Origin of the sequence: Saccharibacillus qingshengii (genome assembly GCF_013185195.1) — a bacterium.
GTDB classification, from domain to species: Bacteria; Bacillota; Bacilli; order Paenibacillales; family Paenibacillaceae; genus Saccharibacillus; species Saccharibacillus qingshengii.
The window spans coordinates 31,376-48,463 of record NZ_JAAZWC010000015.1; the positions used below are offsets into that span (position 1 = coordinate 31,376).

At 54.8% G+C, this 17,088-nt stretch carries 16 protein-coding genes; 4 read left to right on the plus strand and 12 right to left on the minus strand.

Features of this window, described 5'->3' with window-relative positions; all coding sequences use genetic code 11:
• Positions 1-35: 35 nt before the first annotated feature.
• The 12 genes from HRQ60_RS13860 to HRQ60_RS13915 all read right to left on the minus strand — a co-directional run bounded on the left by HRQ60_RS13860 (position 36) and on the right by HRQ60_RS13915 (position 12,609).
• Positions 36-770, minus strand: coding sequence for a Bax inhibitor-1/YccA family protein (locus HRQ60_RS13860; protein WP_172196430.1), 735 nt, complete (start codon positions 768-770; stop codon positions 36-38).
• Positions 771-865: 95 nt separating this feature from the next.
• Positions 866-1,621 carry a TipAS antibiotic-recognition domain-containing protein gene (locus tag HRQ60_RS13865; protein WP_172196503.1) on the minus strand — a complete coding sequence of 252 codons (756 nt, stop codon included), beginning with the start codon at positions 1,619-1,621 and terminating at the stop codon, positions 866-868.
• A gap of 198 nt (positions 1,622-1,819) precedes the next feature.
• Positions 1,820-2,665, minus strand: a complete 846-nt coding sequence (locus HRQ60_RS13870) for an endonuclease/exonuclease/phosphatase family protein (protein ID WP_172196431.1) — start codon at positions 2,663-2,665, stop codon at positions 1,820-1,822.
• 387 nt (positions 2,666-3,052) lie between these two features.
• Positions 3,053-3,775 (minus strand): ABC transporter ATP-binding protein, encoded by a 723-nt coding sequence (locus HRQ60_RS13875; RefSeq protein WP_172196432.1) that lies wholly within the window; start codon positions 3,773-3,775, stop codon positions 3,053-3,055.
• Positions 3,772-4,890 carry an ABC transporter permease gene (locus tag HRQ60_RS13880; protein ID WP_172196433.1) on the minus strand — a complete coding sequence of 373 codons (1,119 nt, stop codon included), beginning with the start codon at positions 4,888-4,890 and terminating at the stop codon, positions 3,772-3,774. Before HRQ60_RS13880 ends, HRQ60_RS13875 begins: the two co-directional genes overlap by 4 nt.
• A 130-nt stretch (positions 4,891-5,020) precedes the next feature.
• The gene (locus HRQ60_RS13885) at positions 5,021-6,427 is read right to left on the minus strand and encodes a sensor histidine kinase (protein WP_172196434.1); all 1,407 of its coding nucleotides are present in this window, start codon (positions 6,425-6,427) and stop codon (positions 5,021-5,023) included.
• Positions 6,424-7,101 (minus strand): response regulator transcription factor, encoded by a 678-nt coding sequence (locus tag HRQ60_RS13890; protein WP_343044690.1) that lies wholly within the window; start codon positions 7,099-7,101, stop codon positions 6,424-6,426. The genes HRQ60_RS13885 and HRQ60_RS13890 overlap by 4 nt, the downstream gene beginning before the upstream one ends.
• Before the next feature lie 25 nt (positions 7,102-7,126).
• Positions 7,127-7,909: an apurinic/apyrimidinic endonuclease family protein gene (locus HRQ60_RS13895; RefSeq protein WP_172196436.1), complete on the minus strand. Its 783-nt coding sequence runs from the start codon at positions 7,907-7,909 to the stop codon at positions 7,127-7,129.
• 189 nt (positions 7,910-8,098) lie between these two features.
• Positions 8,099-9,079: a glycoside hydrolase family 43 protein gene (locus HRQ60_RS13900; RefSeq protein ID WP_172196437.1), complete on the minus strand. Its 981-nt coding sequence runs from the start codon at positions 9,077-9,079 to the stop codon at positions 8,099-8,101.
• Positions 9,080-9,429: 350 nt separating this feature from the next.
• On the minus strand, positions 9,430-10,326 hold the full coding sequence (locus HRQ60_RS13905) for a carbohydrate ABC transporter permease (RefSeq protein ID WP_172196505.1): 897 nt from the start codon (positions 10,324-10,326) through the stop codon (positions 9,430-9,432).
• Positions 10,327-10,342: 16 nt separating this feature from the next.
• Positions 10,343-11,221, minus strand: coding sequence for a carbohydrate ABC transporter permease (locus HRQ60_RS13910; RefSeq protein ID WP_172196438.1), 879 nt, complete (start codon positions 11,219-11,221; stop codon positions 10,343-10,345).
• Positions 11,222-11,349: 128 nt separating this feature from the next.
• A complete protein-coding gene (locus HRQ60_RS13915; RefSeq protein ID WP_172196439.1) occupies positions 11,350-12,609 on the minus strand; it encodes an extracellular solute-binding protein in 1,260 nt (419 codons plus the stop codon).
• 274 nt (positions 12,610-12,883) lie between these two features.
• On the opposite strand from HRQ60_RS13915, the gene HRQ60_RS13920 reads away from it, so the two are divergent.
• From HRQ60_RS13920 to HRQ60_RS13935, 4 genes are all read left to right on the plus strand, one after another.
• Complete coding sequence (locus HRQ60_RS13920) at positions 12,884-13,786, plus strand: ArsR/SmtB family transcription factor (RefSeq protein ID WP_172196440.1); 903 nt, start codon at positions 12,884-12,886, stop codon at positions 13,784-13,786.
• 248 nt (positions 13,787-14,034) lie between these two features.
• Entirely contained in the window at positions 14,035-14,526 is a 492-nt protein-coding gene (locus HRQ60_RS13925) for a sigma-70 family RNA polymerase sigma factor (protein ID WP_172196441.1), read from the plus strand.
• Complete coding sequence (locus HRQ60_RS13930) at positions 14,523-14,861, plus strand: hypothetical protein (protein ID WP_172196442.1); 339 nt, start codon at positions 14,523-14,525, stop codon at positions 14,859-14,861. Before HRQ60_RS13925 ends, HRQ60_RS13930 begins: the two co-directional genes overlap by 4 nt.
• Positions 14,851-16,836: a hypothetical protein gene (locus HRQ60_RS13935; RefSeq protein WP_172196443.1), complete on the plus strand. Its 1,986-nt coding sequence runs from the start codon at positions 14,851-14,853 to the stop codon at positions 16,834-16,836. The genes HRQ60_RS13930 and HRQ60_RS13935 overlap by 11 nt, the downstream gene beginning before the upstream one ends.
• Positions 16,837-17,088 lie beyond the last annotated feature (252 nt).

Genomic DNA, 17,088 nt, shown 5'->3' on the forward strand with positions numbered 1-17,088 from the left:
GACCGTTTCGACTATTCGCATTCGAACGTTCAAACTCAGTCTCTTTTGGCGAATTTGGACAGCAGCTTCAGTACTTCAAGGTACAACCAGACCAGCGTGACCATCAATCCGAACGCCCCGTACCATTCCATGTGTTTGGGAGCGCCGCTGCGCGTACCCTGCTCGATAAAGTCGAAATCCAGCAGGTTCAGCGACGCGATCACGACAACGAACAAACTGATTCCGATCCCGATCAGACCCGATTCGTGAATGAACGGGACATTGACACCGAAGAAGCCAAGCACGAAATCGAATAGATAGACCAGCATAATCGAGAACGTCGCCATAATGATACCTGTGCGGAATCCCGGTGTCACTTTGACAATCCGGGTTACGTACAGCAGCAGCATCGCGAACAATGTGCCGACCGTGATCAAGACGGCATTCAGTACGATTCCCGGATACTGCATATCGAATACGGCCGAGATCCCTCCCAATGCCAAGCCTTCGAAGATCGCATACAGAGGAGCCGTGATAAAAGCGACTTTGGGTACAAAACTGGTCACAAGCGCCGCGATCAGACCCAATACGACGCCGGCAATCATGATTCCGTATATATCCTGTCCTTGATCGAAGCGGTACCAGGTATAAGCCGCGCCTCCGATCAGCAGCAGAAGCAGGATAAAGGTCTTATGCACGGTGCCGCCAAGCGTCATTGCACCCGAACCGACCAGATCTTCCCTTGCGCGATCAAACATTTTTTTGCCAAATACGGGGTTTCTCGATTCCATCTCTCTCATCCTTTTTCCGCAAAGTTACTTGATGGGGTACGTATACGTCAAAAGTTGATTAAGGTTTCACCGATCGAACGACCGTTTTCTCGGTCTTACCCGTTTTGTTTGGTGCGCGCATACACCGCCATCGCTTCGCTCATGAACGCCGCCAGTCCATCCCCGTACCGGTCGATATTCTGCGCAAAACGTTCATCCTGCACGTACATCTGTCCCAATCCGGCAAAAGCCTCGTAGGAATAGGTGCCGAAGTGATGCAGAAACGTATACCACTGTCCGATCTGCTGCTGCGCACGGGGCGAAGCAGGGTCTTCGCGCCGGACTTCGGCCAAGGCAATCATCCGCTCTTCCCATTCCCGCTGCAGTTCGGCGCTCATCTGCGGAGTCCGGGTCCGGTTCGCCAACCTTTCTTTGGAATCGTCGACCGCGGCGTCTCCCCAGCGTTCACGCGCTTCCTGTTCATATGGATTATTTGTAAAATCGATTCCTTCGAATCGTTCTTCTTGGGTCATTTCGATCTCTCCTTGGGTATACCGAATCGTTCGGTCGATATTTGCGATCATCCGGCGTGTCGACTCCATCTTGTCGGTCAGCATCCGCCGCTGCATCTCTAAAGCTTCCAGCCGGTCAAAAGCGGGATTGTCCAAGATCCGGCCGATTTCTTTGAGCGGAAAACCAAGCTCCCGAAAAAACAAAATCTGCTGCAGCCTTTCCAGATCGGTGTCGGCATACAGCCGGTAGCCCGCTTCCGATAGTGCCTGAGGCTTCAGCAGACCCCGTTCGTCATAATGATGCAGCGTACGGATACTGATTCCCGCAAGCTGCGAAACTTCTTTGACTTTCCACGCTATGTCGTCCGCCTCCTTTCTGATCTCAGAATAAAGCCTCACGCTGCGTGAGGGTCAAGCTTCTTTTTGAACCAAACAAAAACTTCCCGCTCCTACGCATCAAGCGCAGGACGGGAAGCGGGAAAGTCGGACGGCTGCTGCAAATTCGGGATCGTCCATCGCATGAGCGGATGATCCGAGCAGGAGTCTACGGCCGCGGGGTCAAACCGGTCCGTAAGTCAGTTCCGCGACAAGCGGATAATGATCGGAAGGATATTTGCCTCCGAAGTCGCGGCGATCGATCAGGCTTCGCCGCACCTGAAGCTGCGCCGACGCAAAGATATAATCGATCGGTTCGCCTTCGAGGCCGCCGAGGAAATCGTGGAACGTCCGCCCCGAAGGACCTTCCAGTCTGCCGTACGCATCCTGCAGCGCCGGAATATCGCCGGGTTCCGTCAGCTCGCCGCGCAGATAGCGCAGTGGAGCGTCGGAAGGCCCTCCGTTCATATCGCCCATCAGTACGGACGCGCTGCCCGGAAACTCCCGATCATGACGCAGCATCACGGAGGCGACCAATTTGGCGCCTTCGATCCGCGCCTGTTCGCCGATATGGTCAAAATGCGTATTGTATACGCGGATCTCCCGGCCGGAAACGCGATGCAGGAAACGGCCCCAGGTACAGATCCGCGGATAATCGCTGTCCCAACCCAGCGAAGCGACCGTCTGCGGCGTCTCGGACAACCAGAACTGCCCATGGCCGACGACCTCGAATTCATCCCGGCGATAGAAAATGGCACAGGCCTCGTCTTCCGTCCCGCCCCGGCGGCCTTCGCCGATCCAGGCGTAATCCGAAAGCTCGCGCTGCAGATCGTCCAGCATAAGTAAATAGGCTTCCTGGACTCCGACAAACGACGGCGTATGGGCTTGGATCGTTTCCGCTGCCCAAGGCGCACGGTGCACCCATTCGTTGCCGGCGTCGTTTGCCGTATGCGTTCTCAGATTGAAAGTCATGATTGTCAGTTCGATCGGCCCGCTGGCCTTCGAATCGGTACCCGATGTTTGATTCATGGTTTCGTCCTCCCGAAAATTTCGTTAGAACATTTCGAAGCGCTGTTGAACGGTTGAAAGTCTTTCTGATTCGAAACGTTTCTATGTGTAAATGATACCCCTTTCTTTTTAGTTTGGCGAGCCCAAACCAAAAAGGAAAGCGCAAAGCGCTTTCCTTCAGGCTGTCGAGAAAGTCCTATTCGTTGTAGAAGCTCGTCAGCTGCGGGAGAAATTCGTTCCGGTCGCGTGTTGAAATCGAGAAAAAGATTAAATTTCAGCGGAATTTTCTCGATTTCAAAGGCGAACACTATCGTTCCTTCACTGAATTTCTCCCTCCGCCTCCTCGCTTCTCTCGGAATCATACTTTCTCGACACGTTGGGAAAGCGCAAAGCGCTTTCCTTCAACGGTTATTCTTCGCGCAGTCTTCCGGCTTCCAAGCGCAGGACGCGGTCGCAGTAGGGCAGAATACGTTCATCGTGCGTGACGATGATTCCCGCTTTGCCTTCGGCTTTTACGCGTTCGGCGAGCAGCCGCGTGACATCCCGGCCGCGGTCTGCATCGAGGCTCGCTGTCGGCTCGTCGGCCAGGATCACCGACGGATCGTTCATCAGCGCCCGGGCGACGGCAACGCGCTGACGCTCTCCGCCGGACAGCTTGTCCGGATAATGCTTCCGGCGTTCCGACAGGCCGAGTCGTTCCAGCAGCTCGTCCGCCCGGCGCGCCGCCTGGGCTTTGTCCGCCCGGCCAAGCCTCGCCACGAACCGAAGCTGCTCTTCCACTTTCAGATACGGCAGCAGATTCGCGCCCTGGAAAATGAACCCGATCTCGTGCAGTCTCAAATCGGCGAGCTGACGCTCGTTCATGCCGGCCAGGCTGCGCCCGCCGATCGAGACTTCCCCGCGGGTCGGCGTCAACAGCGCACCGGCAATCGACAAGAACGTACTTTTGCCGGATCCCGAAGGTCCGACGACGGCGACCAATTCGCCGGCCGCTACCGAGCAGGACAGATGATCCAATACGTTCAGCACGGATTCGCCGTCTCCATAAGTATGCGAAACTCCGCTCAAGTTCAATTTGGTCTGTACGGATGCAGGTTTGGACTGCACCGCCGCAGCGATCCGATTATTCATGCTCCAGCCCTCCCTATTGCATCCAGCGCATCCGTTTTGGCTACTTTTACAACCGAAGCGAGTCCGCCGAGCAGAGCCACGCCCAGGAACAGTGCGCAGCTGAGCGCAATCGTTCCGGCTCCCAGCGCAAACGGCATCGCGGCCGGCAGCATCGCTTTCATGATCAGAACCAATCCTACCCCGACAGCCAGACTGCCCACCGACAGCACCAGCACCTGCGCGATCACGCTGCCGGCCAGATACCAGGTCTTCGCGCCGATCGCTTTCAGAATACCGAACTGGGCGGTTTTCTGGATCGTAATGACATAGAAGAACACCGCCAGCACAAAGGCCGAGATGACATAGAGGAAGACGATCATCATCATCAGCGACGATTGTTCGGCTTTGTGCCCCGGAATAGCGGAGATAGCCTGCGACTGGGTAATCACATCGGCATCTTTCACCGAGGCTGCCAGCTGATCCGCCTGCGTGCCCGAAATCCGAAGCGCAATCGCATTGTAAGCCGTATCGGTTTCTCCGCCGCGGGCGGCCATCAGTTCGGAGCGGTATGCCGCCCAGTCTTTTTCATTCATCCATACCGCAGGCATATGGCTGTACGAACGATTCTCCGTAAAGCCGCCCACTGTCCATTCCAAACCGGTCGCTCCGTCCACCACCGTATCGCCGATTTTGACGCCGGACTTTTTCAGATCAAGGTCGGCCAATACCTCTCCTGCGGCGGCCTCGCTCAACGGTTGGCCTTCTACCGTTTCCGGTACCAGCCAACTCTCCGCCTGTACGCCGAACAGCGCGATATCGATCCGCCCTTCGGTCCCTTCCCGTGTGACGGTCGTCATCTGAACGCCCAGCGGCTGGGCGCCTTCGGTTCCCGCGATCGCCTGTGCCTGCTTCACCTGATCCGCATGAAGTTCGGAACGCGCGAAGCGGTCATCCGAATCCTGCTGCACGATAAAATGATCGGCCGGCATATTGCGTATTGCCGAAGAAGTCGCATTGCCCAGACCGTTGGCGAGCCCTGTCACGAACAAAACCAGAAACGAGACCATCAGCATAATGGCTACGATCAGTACATACCGCGTTTTGGAAAAACGTATTTCCCGCAGTGCCAAAAACATCTTATTCTTCCTCCTGTTTTCCGGTCGGGTCCGAAGAAGCGTTTCGCTGTCGGCTTCTTGGCCGAACGACAGATTTCTATCCTGTTCCCCAAGTGTAGGGCCGGAAAATGAACGGAGTATGAACGCCAAATTACAATTTCGGAAGCCGAACGATAAAGGTCGAACCCCGGCCGGGTTCGCTCTCCGCCGCGATCGTCCCTCCATGCAGCAGTACAATTTTCTTGGCAATGGCCAGGCCCAAGCCCGTGCTGCCTCCGTCGGTACGGGACGGATCTGCCCGGTAGAACCGATCGAACAGCAGCGGCAGCTTCTCCGCAGGGATGCCGTTGCCCGTATCCGCGAAACGCAGCACGCACCTATCGCCGTCCGCCCCCGCCGTCACCGAAATCGAACGGCCTTCGGGGATATGCTTCACCGCATTCGATAGCAGATTAATCCAGACCTGATCGAGCAGGGTCGCATCGCCCATCACCGCAAGATTTTCCGGCACGGACAAACGCAGCGCCAAGCCTTTCTCGCTGAGCTGCCATTCCAGTACATCGACGGCGCGCCGGATCTCCGCTTTCAATTGGAGCGGACTGCGAATAAGACCGTCTTCCATCCGGTCGAGCGAGGACAGCAGCAGCAGCTGACGGCCGAGCGCCGACAGCCTGCGGCTTTCTTCGCCGATAATCGAAGCAAAACGCAGACGCTGTTCGTCGGGCAGATCGGCCGCGGCCAACTCCGATGCGAATCCCTGAATCGATGTCAGCGGCGATTGGATCTCGTGCGAAACATTGGCGACAAATTCCCTCCGCGATTCTTCCACCCGCGAGAGACTCCGGCTCATCGTCATAAAATGGCCGGCGAGTTGGCCGATCTCGTCGCTGCGCCGGGTCGGCAGCTCGATATCGTAACGGCCGTCCGCGATTCTGCGTGTAGCTTCGGTCATCCGGGTAATCGGCTTGACCAGATAGCGGGTCGCAATCAGAAACAGCCCGATACTGAACGCAACGGTCAGCAGTCCGATCATGGCGAAGAAACTGCGCAGCTCGCCGAACTGCAAAATAACGTCCGGACGCAGAAACAGCGCGGCAGGACGTCCTCTCCATTCCACCGGAACCCCTACCGTATTGCTGAGCCGGTTATCGAAGAAGCCCGTAATAAAGGGCCGGTTCGGAAACTCGGCTACCCCGTGGTACTCGCCTCCGGCGGCTACCCGGGTCACGGCATCCCGATCCAGATCAAGCGCCCGGAATTCCCGACCGTAAAAAGCTTCTTGACCTTGGCCGTCGGTGACGTACAGCTCGTAGCCGAGTGCCGCCGCATTATCCAGGTAAGCATCGGCATCGCCGGGACGAAGCTCCGCCATCCGTTTGACTTCGTAGGCAATCTTCGTCAGCTTGGCATCGTTAAACGGCTTGAGCCGCGTATGATAATGTACATTGGAGACAAGAAACCCAAGCAGCGCGCTGACCGCAACGACCAGCAGCGTCGTCAGGCAGACCCGCATATAGAGACTTTTGCCCAGATGACCAAGGCCCGACGGCTTGTTCATTTGCGCGGCACCTCCAACTTATAGCCGATGCCCCGGACCGTTCGGATCGTGAAGTCGTCCGAATGATCGGCAAACCGCTGGCGCAGACGTTTGATATGCACATCGACCGTCCGCTCGTCTCCTTCATAGTCGGCTCCCCAGACCAGATGGATCAGATCTCCGCGTTCGAACAGACGGCCGGGATACTGGGCCAACTGGGCCAGCAGCTCGAACTCTTTGAGCGGCAGCAGCAGCGTCGTTTCCCCGTCCGTCACTTCGTGGTTCTGCCGGTCGATCGTTACGCGGTTCAACTTGATCTTCTCGCTGGAGGCGAGCGAATAGCGGCGGAACAACGCGTTCATGCGAAACAGAAGCTCTCTCGGCTCGAACGGTTTGGTGATATAATCGTCCGTTCCGTGCGCATAGCCGGCTTCCTTGTCCGCCAGCTGCTCGCGTGCGGTCAGCAGAATGACGGGAATATCGTACAGACTGCGGATCTCCGTGCACAGATCGAGCCCGTTCACTCCCGGCATCATCACGTCGAGCACAGCCAGATCAACCGGAGATTGTTCCAGCAGACGCGCAGCTTCATCTCCGTCCTTGGCTTCGATAACCCGGTACCCTTCCTGGGTCAGCACCGTCCGCAGCAGGGTACGGATATGGGCATCGTCGTCGGCAATCAGCACTTTTTTCACTCTGGATTCCTCCCGACCCATTCGCTCAAGACCCGATCTCCGCAAAAAAGACTCCGCTCTCCACCATCGGCGAACAGTCGGTATGATCCCCGCTCAGATTGATCTCGAAAATATAGTCTTTCCCTTCCACAAACGGCTTGACCCGCGCCCAATCGATCCGTCCCGAGCCAAGCGGAAGCGAATCGTGCCTCTCCCCCATGCTGTCCACCAAGTGATAATAACGCGCATAAGGAGCGGTGCGCTCCAGCACTTCGCACAGTTTGTCGTTATCGCCGCGAAAGCCGATAAAGGTATGACTGACGTCCACGTTCAGCGGAAGTTTCAGCGGCACAATCACTTCGTCGATCAGATGCGGGTTGCTGTAGCAGAACAGCCCTTCTGTCGAATCTTCCCAGAGCAGCAGACCGCTGTCGTAACCGGGAATAGCGCCGATCGCTTCTCTCAGCCGGATCGAACTCGCACGGTCGGCGGGAGCTCCTACCATCCCCACATAATGGGCATGAATGACGCATTTCGCTCCTTCCTGCCTGCAGATTTCGAGCAGCTCCGCCGTCGATTCCCGGTAGAATCGGTACATGCCGGGCTCCTCGCTCAAAATATCCAAGTACGCTCCCCGATATTTGGAAGGATGATGCATATACGCACCGATTCCTCGCCTGCGCAGTTCGCGTATCCGCTGCCGAATCAGCTCCGTATTCCCCATATCTTGTTCCGTCAAATACAACTCCACGATCTCCGGGTCGTAATCGAGACGATTATTGAAGCTTTTGTCGTCGATTCCGCCTTTCAGTCGAATCCCCTGACTCATCCGTATCCGCCTCCTGAACTCCAATTTGAGCTTTCTCTGTAAGGCCGATTATCGGCCGTTCTGTTCCTATCTTAGCGAAAAGACGCCCGGCATACAAAAAGAAAAGAAAAAAAGCCCGTTCGCTTGAGAACAGACATTTCTCGAGCGAACAGGCGGTTCATATGCGGGTAAGTCTCCGGCGGCCGTTTCTTACGAACGGGCCAACGATTCGGCCGAAGTGTCGGGTCTTGGCGTACCGAAGTTCGGCGTACCGTCTTCGTTCCAATGAATGACCTGCACGCGGGCATGGCGGTTGGGATCGTACAGCGGATCGCCGACGATTTCCTTGTAGCTTCTGCCGTGATAAACGAGCAGATCGAGCGTTCCGTCTTCCGAGACGGTAAAACTGTTGTGTCCGGGTCCATACTGGCCGCTGTCTTCGCACGTTTGGAAGACCGGAGCGGGCGATTTCACCCACGACTTCGGATCCAGCAGGTCGCTGTCTTCGTCGGCGGTCAGCAGGCCCATACAATAATTATGGTCGGTGGCACTGCCGGAGAACGTCATGAAGATCCGGCCGTTCTTTTTGAGAACCGCGGCGCCTTCATTAACGAGGAATCCGATTCTCTCCCAATCGTATTCCGGTGTGGAAATGCAGACCTGCTCGCCGCGCAGCGTCCACGGATTTTCCATTTCGGAAATATATAGATTGGAGTTGCCGGCGATTTCCGGATCTTTTTGTGCCCAGACATAATAGCGGATTCCGCGGTGTTCGAAGGTTGTCGCATCCAGCGCGAACGATTCCCACTTGGTTTTGACCTGTCCTTTTTCGACCCACTGGCCTTCCAACGGATTAACGGAATCGTTTTCGAGAACGAACATGCGATGGTCGAACAAGCCTTCCTTCGTCTCGGACGTATGCGCCGCGGCAAAGTAGACGTACCATTTCCCATCGATGTAATGGATTTCGGGAGCCCAGATATTGGCGCTCATCGGGCCGCTGTCATGTTTGTACCAGATATTCTTGACTTCGGCTTCCTGCAGCCCTGCAAGCGTGGATGCGCGTCTCAGCTCGATACGGTCGTATTCCGGCACCGAAGCGATAAAATAGTAGAAGCCGTCGGTGTGTTTGCAGATAAAAGGATCGGCCCGCTGCTCGATCAGTGGATTGGGTAGATTGTAGGTTGTCATGGTCGGTGGCTCCTATTCGGACTTGATATCGCCGAGGTTTGGCCGGCTGAGTCCGGCACGCGGTGGGGCGCTGCGGGATAGAGAGCCTTACGATCGCTGTTTCAGACGGATTTCTTCATTTTAATCTGACCGGGTCAGGTTGAAATCCGTCTTCAAAGGCGAACGCTTCGCTTCTTCAGGCTCTCTATCCCTCCGCTGGACGCGTGCCGGGCCGGCCGAATTCGGCCATTCAAGTTCTGTATGTTTTTGGGGTGGGGTTTTAAAAAATGCTGAAAATAAGACAAGAATTAAATCTTCGATCAAAAGTTCATATAAACCTCAAGCATAAACAAAGCTCTTAACAAGTTTGCTTAACCCTTGATCCCGGAGTTCAGGTTAATGGATTGAACAAAGTACTTCTGTGCGAACAGGAACAGGGCAAGCGTCGGGATAATCGCCAGAATCGCGGAACCCATCAGTTGTCCGATCATCCGGTAGTTGCCGTAAATGTCCTGCAGCAGCAGCAGACCCGCGGTAACCGGCATCTTGTCGACATCGGTATAGACGATAACCGGCCACAGGAAGTCGTTCCACGAACCGGTGAACGAGAACAGCGCACAGACGATCAGAACCGGCTTGATCAGCGGCAGCATGATCGAGAAATAAATACGGAAGTCGCTGGCTCCGTCGACTTTGGCGGATTCGTCCAGGTCTTTCGGGATGCCCAGCATAAACTGCCGGACGAGGAAGATGTTACCCATGCCGGCAAGGCCCGGGATAATCATCGCCCACGATGTGTTGACCCAACCGAGAGCATCGATGATCTTGTAGGAAGGAATCAGGTTGACGACGCCCGGGAAGAAAGAAATCCCCAGCAGCGTGAAGAACAGAACGTTCCGTCCTCTGAATTTCATCCGTGCATAGCCGTAGCCGGTCAGGGAAATAACGACGACAACCAGCAGCGTATGCGATGTCGCGATGACGACCGAGTTGGTCAACCAGCGCAGGATCGGGGCGGTCGACGTATTTTCCAGAATCGCGGTATAATTGTCCATGATCCAGTTGACCGGAAGCAGCCGGAATCCGGCGCTGACCACTTCGGTTTGTGAACGGAAAGAAGTCGTAATCCCGAAGATAACCGGAACAATCCAGATCAGACAAAGCAGTCCGAGGAATACATAGGCCACGACCTGCGAGACGCTGACTTTCGTGCGCTTGCGGCCGACGGCCACTGCGCTTTTATCCAAATTCATTACCTGGTTTGACATCATGCACTCCTCCTAATCAGTTTGCATTGCGGTTCATGACGTAATATTGCAGGGCCGAAATGACCAGAATGACCAGGCCGAGCAGGACCGCCATCGCCGATGCCATCCCCGCGATCGATTCGCCGCTGCCGAATGCGAGCTGGCGAATATACATCATCAGCACCGAAGTGCTCTGCTGGGGACCGCCGTCGGTCATCATCAGCGGCTGGCCGAAGACGTTGAATGCGCCGGCCGTCGTCATGACGAACGTATAGATTAACGGGAAGTTGATCGAAGGCAGGGTGATGCTGAAAAATTTACGGATCGGACCGGCGCCGTCAAGCTCCGCCGATTCGTACAATTCTTCGGACACTCCGCTGATCGAAGCGCGATAGATAATCATATTGCCGCCGATCCCGCCCCAGATGGTCAACAGAATAATGGTGATCCAGGCATAAGGCTGATGCGTCGCCCAGGCAATCGTGGAACCGAACACATTGCCGGTGATGCCGAGCTGTTTGTTGAAGATCAGCGTAAAGATCAGCGCCGATGCCGAAATGGAGATCAGACCCGGTACATAAAGTACGGATTGAATAAACGTTTTGCCTTTGAGCTTCTTGTGCGACAGCGCCACCGCGATCATCAAAGGAAGCACGATAAGCGGAGGTACGGTGAACAAGACGAACAGCAGGGTATTTTTGAGACCGTTAAAAAACTGCGTATGGAACGTCGACGTCGTGTCGAACAGAATCGTGCTGTAGTTGGAAAACCCTACCCAGTTCGGCGAGCCGGCCAGGTTCCACTGCGTGAACGAAGCATAAATACCGTAAATCGTCGGAATGACGACAAATACAAGGAACAAGATCAGATGCGGTCCCACAAAGAACACGGGTGCCAGATTCAGCTTCTTTTTCATAGGCTTTCAGTTCTCCTCTCAAGACTGCCCCGGATCTTCGATCCGGTTCAAGGCTTCATACACAACCGTAGGAGGCCCGGAAAAAACGATATGCCCCGAAGGGCATATCTTTTCCGAAACGTCCAAGCTTATTCGCCGGATTTGGCTGCGGCACCGTTCGATTCCGCAATCTTGTCTTCGACTTCTTTTTGCATCGTTTTCAGACCTTCGTCGATCGGCAGATTGCCGCGAACCAGATCGCCGACATACTTGTCTACCGCTTCCGCGATATATGGGTAGTATTCGTACGTATAGATGTAGAGAGATTCAATCTCTTTTTCATCCTTCGTGAAGAACGACTGCATGTACTCCGAGAATTCCGGGCTGTCTACAACCTGCTTACTGGCAGGGATCTGGCCGGCTTTTGCCCATTCAACCGAGTTAGCACGGATAAACTCGAGGAACGAAGCGATGCCTTTTTCCTTCTCGTCCAAACGTTTCTCGTTGTTGAACATCGCGAACAAGTGGGAAGAAGAACGGTTGGTAAACTTGTCCGGGCTGACGGAGTACACGTTCGTGACGCCGAAGTTAAGGTTCTCAACCGAAGCATGCGCCGTGGAGCTCCAGGTGCCGTCCGTCGAGAACAGAACGTTGCCGGATTGGAACATCAGGTAACCGTCTTCGCCGAACGGAGTCATCAGACCGGCATCGTTAATTTTTTTCACATCTTCGATGGCCGTTTTCATTTCCGGCGTATCGACCGCAGGCTTGCCGTCTTTTTGAATATCGCCGTTCAGGTTCTGGATCTGTCCGAGCATCGCCCAGCCGAGCAGCGCATCGTTGACGACATAATCGCCTTCATCGAGTTTGCCTTTGAGGCTCAGGATTTCGTCGACCGTTACATTGTTATCGTCAAGGAAACTTTCCGCGCCGTATTTGGCCAGCAGATCCTTGTTGTAATACATAACGTTGGCGTGAATATCGAGCGGAATCGTATACTGCGTACCGTCGATATTGCCCGCTCCCCAAGCCTGCGGAAGGAAGTTGTCTTCTTTCAGTTCTGGTTGCGCTTGCATAACCGTCGTCATGGCTTCGAGCTGATTCTGCTTCACATATCCCGGTACGCGGTCGGCGTGAATAATGGCCAGATCGGGTACGCCTTTGCCGGAACTCAGCACCGTGGAGATCTTCGTGTACATATCCGCCGTTACGACGTGTTTGACCTTAACGGCCGGGTTGGTATCGTTGTAGGCTTTGACCAGATTGTCCATATACGCGCCGTCTTCGCCTGTCAGTGGTGTCCAAAACGTAATGGTATTCGGATCGTTGGCGTTGCTGTTCCCACAGCCTGCCAGCAGCGATGCAGTAAGCGCGAAACCTGTTACTAATGCCCCCAATTTTCTTTTCAATCTATTCTCCTCCTGTCGTATGAACCCTTAACTCGAGTTTAGTATATCCCCAAGCTGAAAACGGTGTCAATAACTTTTTTATAAACTTAAAACAAAATTATTGATCTTAAGTAACAAATAAGTTCACTTAATGTCGTAATGTAACCGCTATTTCGCTTCGAAAATACCTCTTTCATTAATTTATGTACAGGTTAATAAGCTTTATGGTATTATATGCTCATTCAAAGGTCCTCGCGGCCCGTTTAATGAAACCAAGCGAAAGAAGTGGGATAACATGCAGTTGGAAATCGATCACTCCTCTCTTATCGTCTATGAAGCGCTTGCCAGCGATGTTCGTATCAAAATCATTCAGCTGCTGTCCAAAAACAAAATGAACATCAAGGAACTGGCCGCCGAATTGAAGATCAGCAGTCCGATTGTGATCAAGCACATCAAGAAACTCGAAGACGCCGGTATTATCAAAACGGAGAAAGTTCCCGGCAAGTCGGGTCTCCAGAAACTCTCGATCCTCAAAGTCGACCATATCGAAATCAATTTCCCCAAAAAGATTTTCCATTCTTTCGATTCGTACGAAACTTCCGTGCCCGTCGGTCACTATACCAATTTCGATCTCAAACCGACCTGCGGGCTTGCATCGGACAAAGACTTTATCGGGCCGGTCGACGAACCCAAATATTTTATGGACCCGAAACGGATGGATGCGGAGATCTTGTGGTTTACGCAGGGATTCGTGCAGTACAATGTCGCGAACTTCCTCAAAAAAGAAGAAAAACTCCAGCAGTTCGAGATCAGTATGGAACTTTCTTCGGAATTCCCTTTCTCCAACGACGTTTGGCCTTCGGACCTTACCTTTACGCTGAACGGGATTGAACTTGGGACCTGGACCAGTCCCGGCGATTTCGCCGACACCCGGGGCAAGCTGACACCCGACTGGTGGCCGCATAATCTCAATCAGTACGGTCTGCTCAAGACGATCCGGATTACCGGACACGGCACCTACGTCGACGGCGATCCGATGTCCGATATCTCGGTTGCCGACCTCGACACGAACTGCGACCGCTGGACTCTGCGGATCGAAGTCAAGGAAGACGCCAAGAACGTCGGCGGAGCGACCATCTTCGGCAAGAAATTCGGCAATCACAATCAGGATATTTTGTTTAAAATGTATTATTTGTAAGCGAGAAACTTTGAAACGATGTACGTCGAAAATGTTAGATGTTCCTTCCTATCTCCCGTTCCCTGCATTTTTCATGCGGGCGAACGGGATTTTTCGTTAAAAACAACTCATCTTAGGCGAATTTTGTTTATTTCCCTCTTTTTGCAACCTATTGTTCGCAGCCCGCATCTTATTGGTAAAGGGGGGTATCCCATCTGGATCTTATCGATAGACTGAAAAACCAGGAAGAATCGGCCCTTCGAGAGCTGATGGACGGGTACGGCGATATCCTTCTGCGAACGGCTTCCCTGCTGGTGCGGGACCGGCAGACGGCGGAAGAAGCGGTTCAGGATACTTTTGTCCAGGCTTATCTGAAAATCGGACAGCTTCAAGATTCGGCCAAACTGAAGTCCTGGCTGATCCGGATCGTCGTCAACCGATGCCGGATGAGGCAGCGGACCTGGAGTTGGCGGCATCTGTTTCCGGGCGGAATGCCCGGCGATCTTCCCGCCGACCCTGCAGCCGTCTCGGCCAGCGCCGACGATATCGTGATGGCGCAGTGGGAACAAGGCCGCCTGGCGGAAGCGGTAGGCCGGCTCGATTACCTGTACCGGGAAAGTGTGGTGCTCTACTATTTTGACGAGCTGAGTATAAAAGAAATAGCCGAGCTGCTCGAATCCGGAGAAAACACGGTCAAGTCCAGACTGGCACGGGGACGCAGGATGCTCAAAAGGATCTTGGAAAAGGAGGAACCGACATGAGGGAAACGGAACGCAGCGCGATCAAACGAAAATTGGACGAGGAGCTGAAGCTTCATACGTTTGCAGGGCAGGAAGCCGTGCTGAAGCGCACGCATCCCGCTCCGCGAAAAACGCGGCTGCATGCCCTATGGAACCGTGAGCTGGAATGGGTGCTGAACCCTGCGGGTCTGATCGGCGGAACTGCCGCTCTGCTGCTGCTCGCCGCTCTTCCCGTGCTGTCCTATACCCTGCAGAGTCCGCAACCTGCTGCCGAGCAGCGCGAATTGATCGAGGTCGGAGGAAATATCTACTGGAGCGATACGTACCGAAACGAGGTGGACCGCCTTGAAAATTAAAATAAAAGTCAAACATTTGGTCCTGTATGTGCTCATTCCGGTCTTTCTGCTGACTGCCGCCGCCTTGTGGATTCCGGGTGCCGTCGACCGCTACCAGGCTTCGCAAACGCCGGAAGCGATCCGCGCCCGGATGTTGGAAAAAATCGAAGCAGCGTCCGGAGCGGACAAGCTGGAGCGGATCGCCGAATTTGCGGTGCTCCCTTCCGCCTACGAACCTTACACGTTCGACGTCCGGCTCGGTCCCCGGGTGATGATGCAGTCGGACGAAGACAATCCCGCACCGTTGACGCCGGAAGACCGGGTGCCGCTGCTTGAGCTGTACGTCGGCAGCGGACCGCCGGGCGATACGCTGCTGCGCGCTGCGAACCAGCTGGCTTACGAATACGATGCGCTCGGCCAAGCCGAACAAGCAACCCGGATGCTGGAGCGGACGGCGGACCGGCTTGACCTTGACGAACATGCGGACGGACAGAAGCTGAGGCAGGAACTCGCGAAGCGCGAACCGCCAACGCAGACGCCCGGGAAAACGCCCGCTGCGTCGACATTCAGCGGCAGATTGATAGATCGGGACGGATCACCCGTACGGCGGGCCGGCATCTATCTACTCGGCGAAGAAGGGTCGGACTCGGCGGAGCGGAACGATCCTTATCAAGCCGTCACCGACCCGAACGGAAATTTTGAAATCCTCAATGTCGCTCCCGGCTTTTACCAGATCGAACTCGGATTGGACTACGAACAGGTGGACGGCCGGAGCCGCCCGGTTCAATGGGACGACTGGATCGAAATCAAGCAGGGCCGGAATCTCTCGAAAAATCTGACACTGCGGCCTCTGATCGAACTTCAATCTCCGGTCAACGGACAGAAGCTGACCGAAGACACGGTTGAATTCCGCTGGACACCCGTGCAGGGCGCCGCGTATTACGACATAACCGGCTTTATCCCCGACGAGAACGGGTTATCGGGCACCGGCACGGTAATTCGCAGCCGAATCCCGGAAAATCGTCTGTCGCTATCGATCGAAGAACTGTACGCTGCTCCCGGTGCTTCTACCCTTCCCGATTCCGGGAAATGGGAAGATGTGGATCCGAACTACCTGCTCGCTTACATGAATCCGAACGCCCGCTTCTCCTGGTTGGTTCGGGCTTACGATGCCGAAGGACGGGCTCTCAGCGAAAGTTCGGGTTACCGGCTGAATCCGGAACAAACGAACAATCTGCCTTTTTTCTATCTGAAGCAGCGGGAGCTCAGCGGCACGGATCGGCTGCTGCTGAAGGGCCGGCTTAGCCAAGCATTCGAGCAGTATCGGCAGGAAGCCGAGAGCGACCCGCGGAATATCCATGCGCTGCGGATGACGGCCCGACTGATGCTGTCCAACGTTGAAATTTCGCACGATGCATTGGCAAAAAAGGAACTGCTGCCGTTGCTGGAACGCTTGACGGCAGGCGTCTCTTCGCCCCAGGAAGTCGAGCGGATGCTGAACCTTCTGTATGAAGAAGCCGATTGGGACGCGTACGAACACTATTATGAGCGGTATACCCGTCTGAATGGTGGACAGGTCGAGCCCTATCTCCGCTCCCTGCATGCCGCATCGCTGTTTTACCGGGGCCGTGCGGGCGAAGCTGTTCAAGAGTTCGAACAAACCCTGCCGGACGATCCGGGTCATCGGTTTGTCGGCTTGTATCTGGCAGCGCAGCTGCAGGAAGGACGCACGCTCGGCGAAGCGCTTGAGCTGGCCCGGCGTTATCCCGAACTCGGTTACGAGCAGGGCGGCCGCGGTTGGACCAAGCTGCTGAATACGATGCTCAGCGAACGCTCGGCCGCCGGCTCCGCTGCCGATTTCGATACCCGGCTGCGGACATCGCTGGGTGAATTTGCACAGAACCGCGCTGCCGATCCGCTCGCTTCTCTTCCTCCAACCCCTACCGGATCGGCGTCGATCGACGCGTTTGTTAAAGCTCTGACGAATATTCGCTGATTGTTTCAGGTCTTGTCTTCAAATTCGAAGCTCTGCAGTAGGGTGAAAATCGATGAAAGAGGCACTTCCCTATTTGGAAGAGAGGCCTTGGCTAAACCGCAGCAAAAAAGCCGAACAAGGATGTTCGGCTCAGGTTGTCGAGAAAGTCCTATTCGTAGGAGAAGCGGGTCGGCTGCGGGAGAAATTCGTTCCGGTCGCGTGTTGAAATCGAGAAAAAGATTAAATTTCAGCGGAATTTTCTCGATTTCAAAG

Excerpts from the sequence above, each read along its gene's own strand:
- HRQ60_RS13860 (WP_172196430.1), bottom strand. The coding sequence starts at position 770 with ATGGAATCGAGAAACCCCGTATTTGGCAAAAAAATGTTTGATCGCGCA.
- HRQ60_RS13870 (WP_172196431.1), bottom strand. The coding sequence starts at position 2,665 with ATGAATCAAACATCGGGTACCGATTCGAAGGCCAGCGGGCCGATCGAA.
- HRQ60_RS13875 (WP_172196432.1), bottom strand. The coding sequence starts at position 3,775 with ATGAATAATCGGATCGCTGCGGCGGTGCAGTCCAAACCTGCATCCGTA.
- HRQ60_RS13880 (WP_172196433.1), bottom strand. The coding sequence starts at position 4,890 with ATGTTTTTGGCACTGCGGGAAATACGTTTTTCCAAAACGCGGTATGTA.
- HRQ60_RS13885 (WP_172196434.1), bottom strand. The coding sequence starts at position 6,427 with ATGAACAAGCCGTCGGGCCTTGGTCATCTGGGCAAAAGTCTCTATATG.
- HRQ60_RS13895 (WP_172196436.1), bottom strand. The coding sequence starts at position 7,909 with ATGAGTCAGGGGATTCGACTGAAAGGCGGAATCGACGACAAAAGCTTC.
- HRQ60_RS13900 (WP_172196437.1), bottom strand. The coding sequence starts at position 9,079 with ATGACAACCTACAATCTACCCAATCCACTGATCGAGCAGCGGGCCGAT.
- HRQ60_RS13905 (WP_172196505.1), bottom strand. The coding sequence starts at position 10,326 with ATGTCAAACCAGGTAATGAATTTGGATAAAAGCGCAGTGGCCGTCGGC.
- HRQ60_RS13910 (WP_172196438.1), bottom strand. The coding sequence starts at position 11,221 with ATGAAAAAGAAGCTGAATCTGGCACCCGTGTTCTTTGTGGGACCGCAT.
- HRQ60_RS13920 (WP_172196440.1), top strand. The coding sequence starts at position 12,884 with ATGCAGTTGGAAATCGATCACTCCTCTCTTATCGTCTATGAAGCGCTT.
- HRQ60_RS13925 (WP_172196441.1), top strand. The coding sequence starts at position 14,035 with ATGGACGGGTACGGCGATATCCTTCTGCGAACGGCTTCCCTGCTGGTG.
- HRQ60_RS13930 (WP_172196442.1), top strand. The coding sequence starts at position 14,523 with ATGAGGGAAACGGAACGCAGCGCGATCAAACGAAAATTGGACGAGGAG.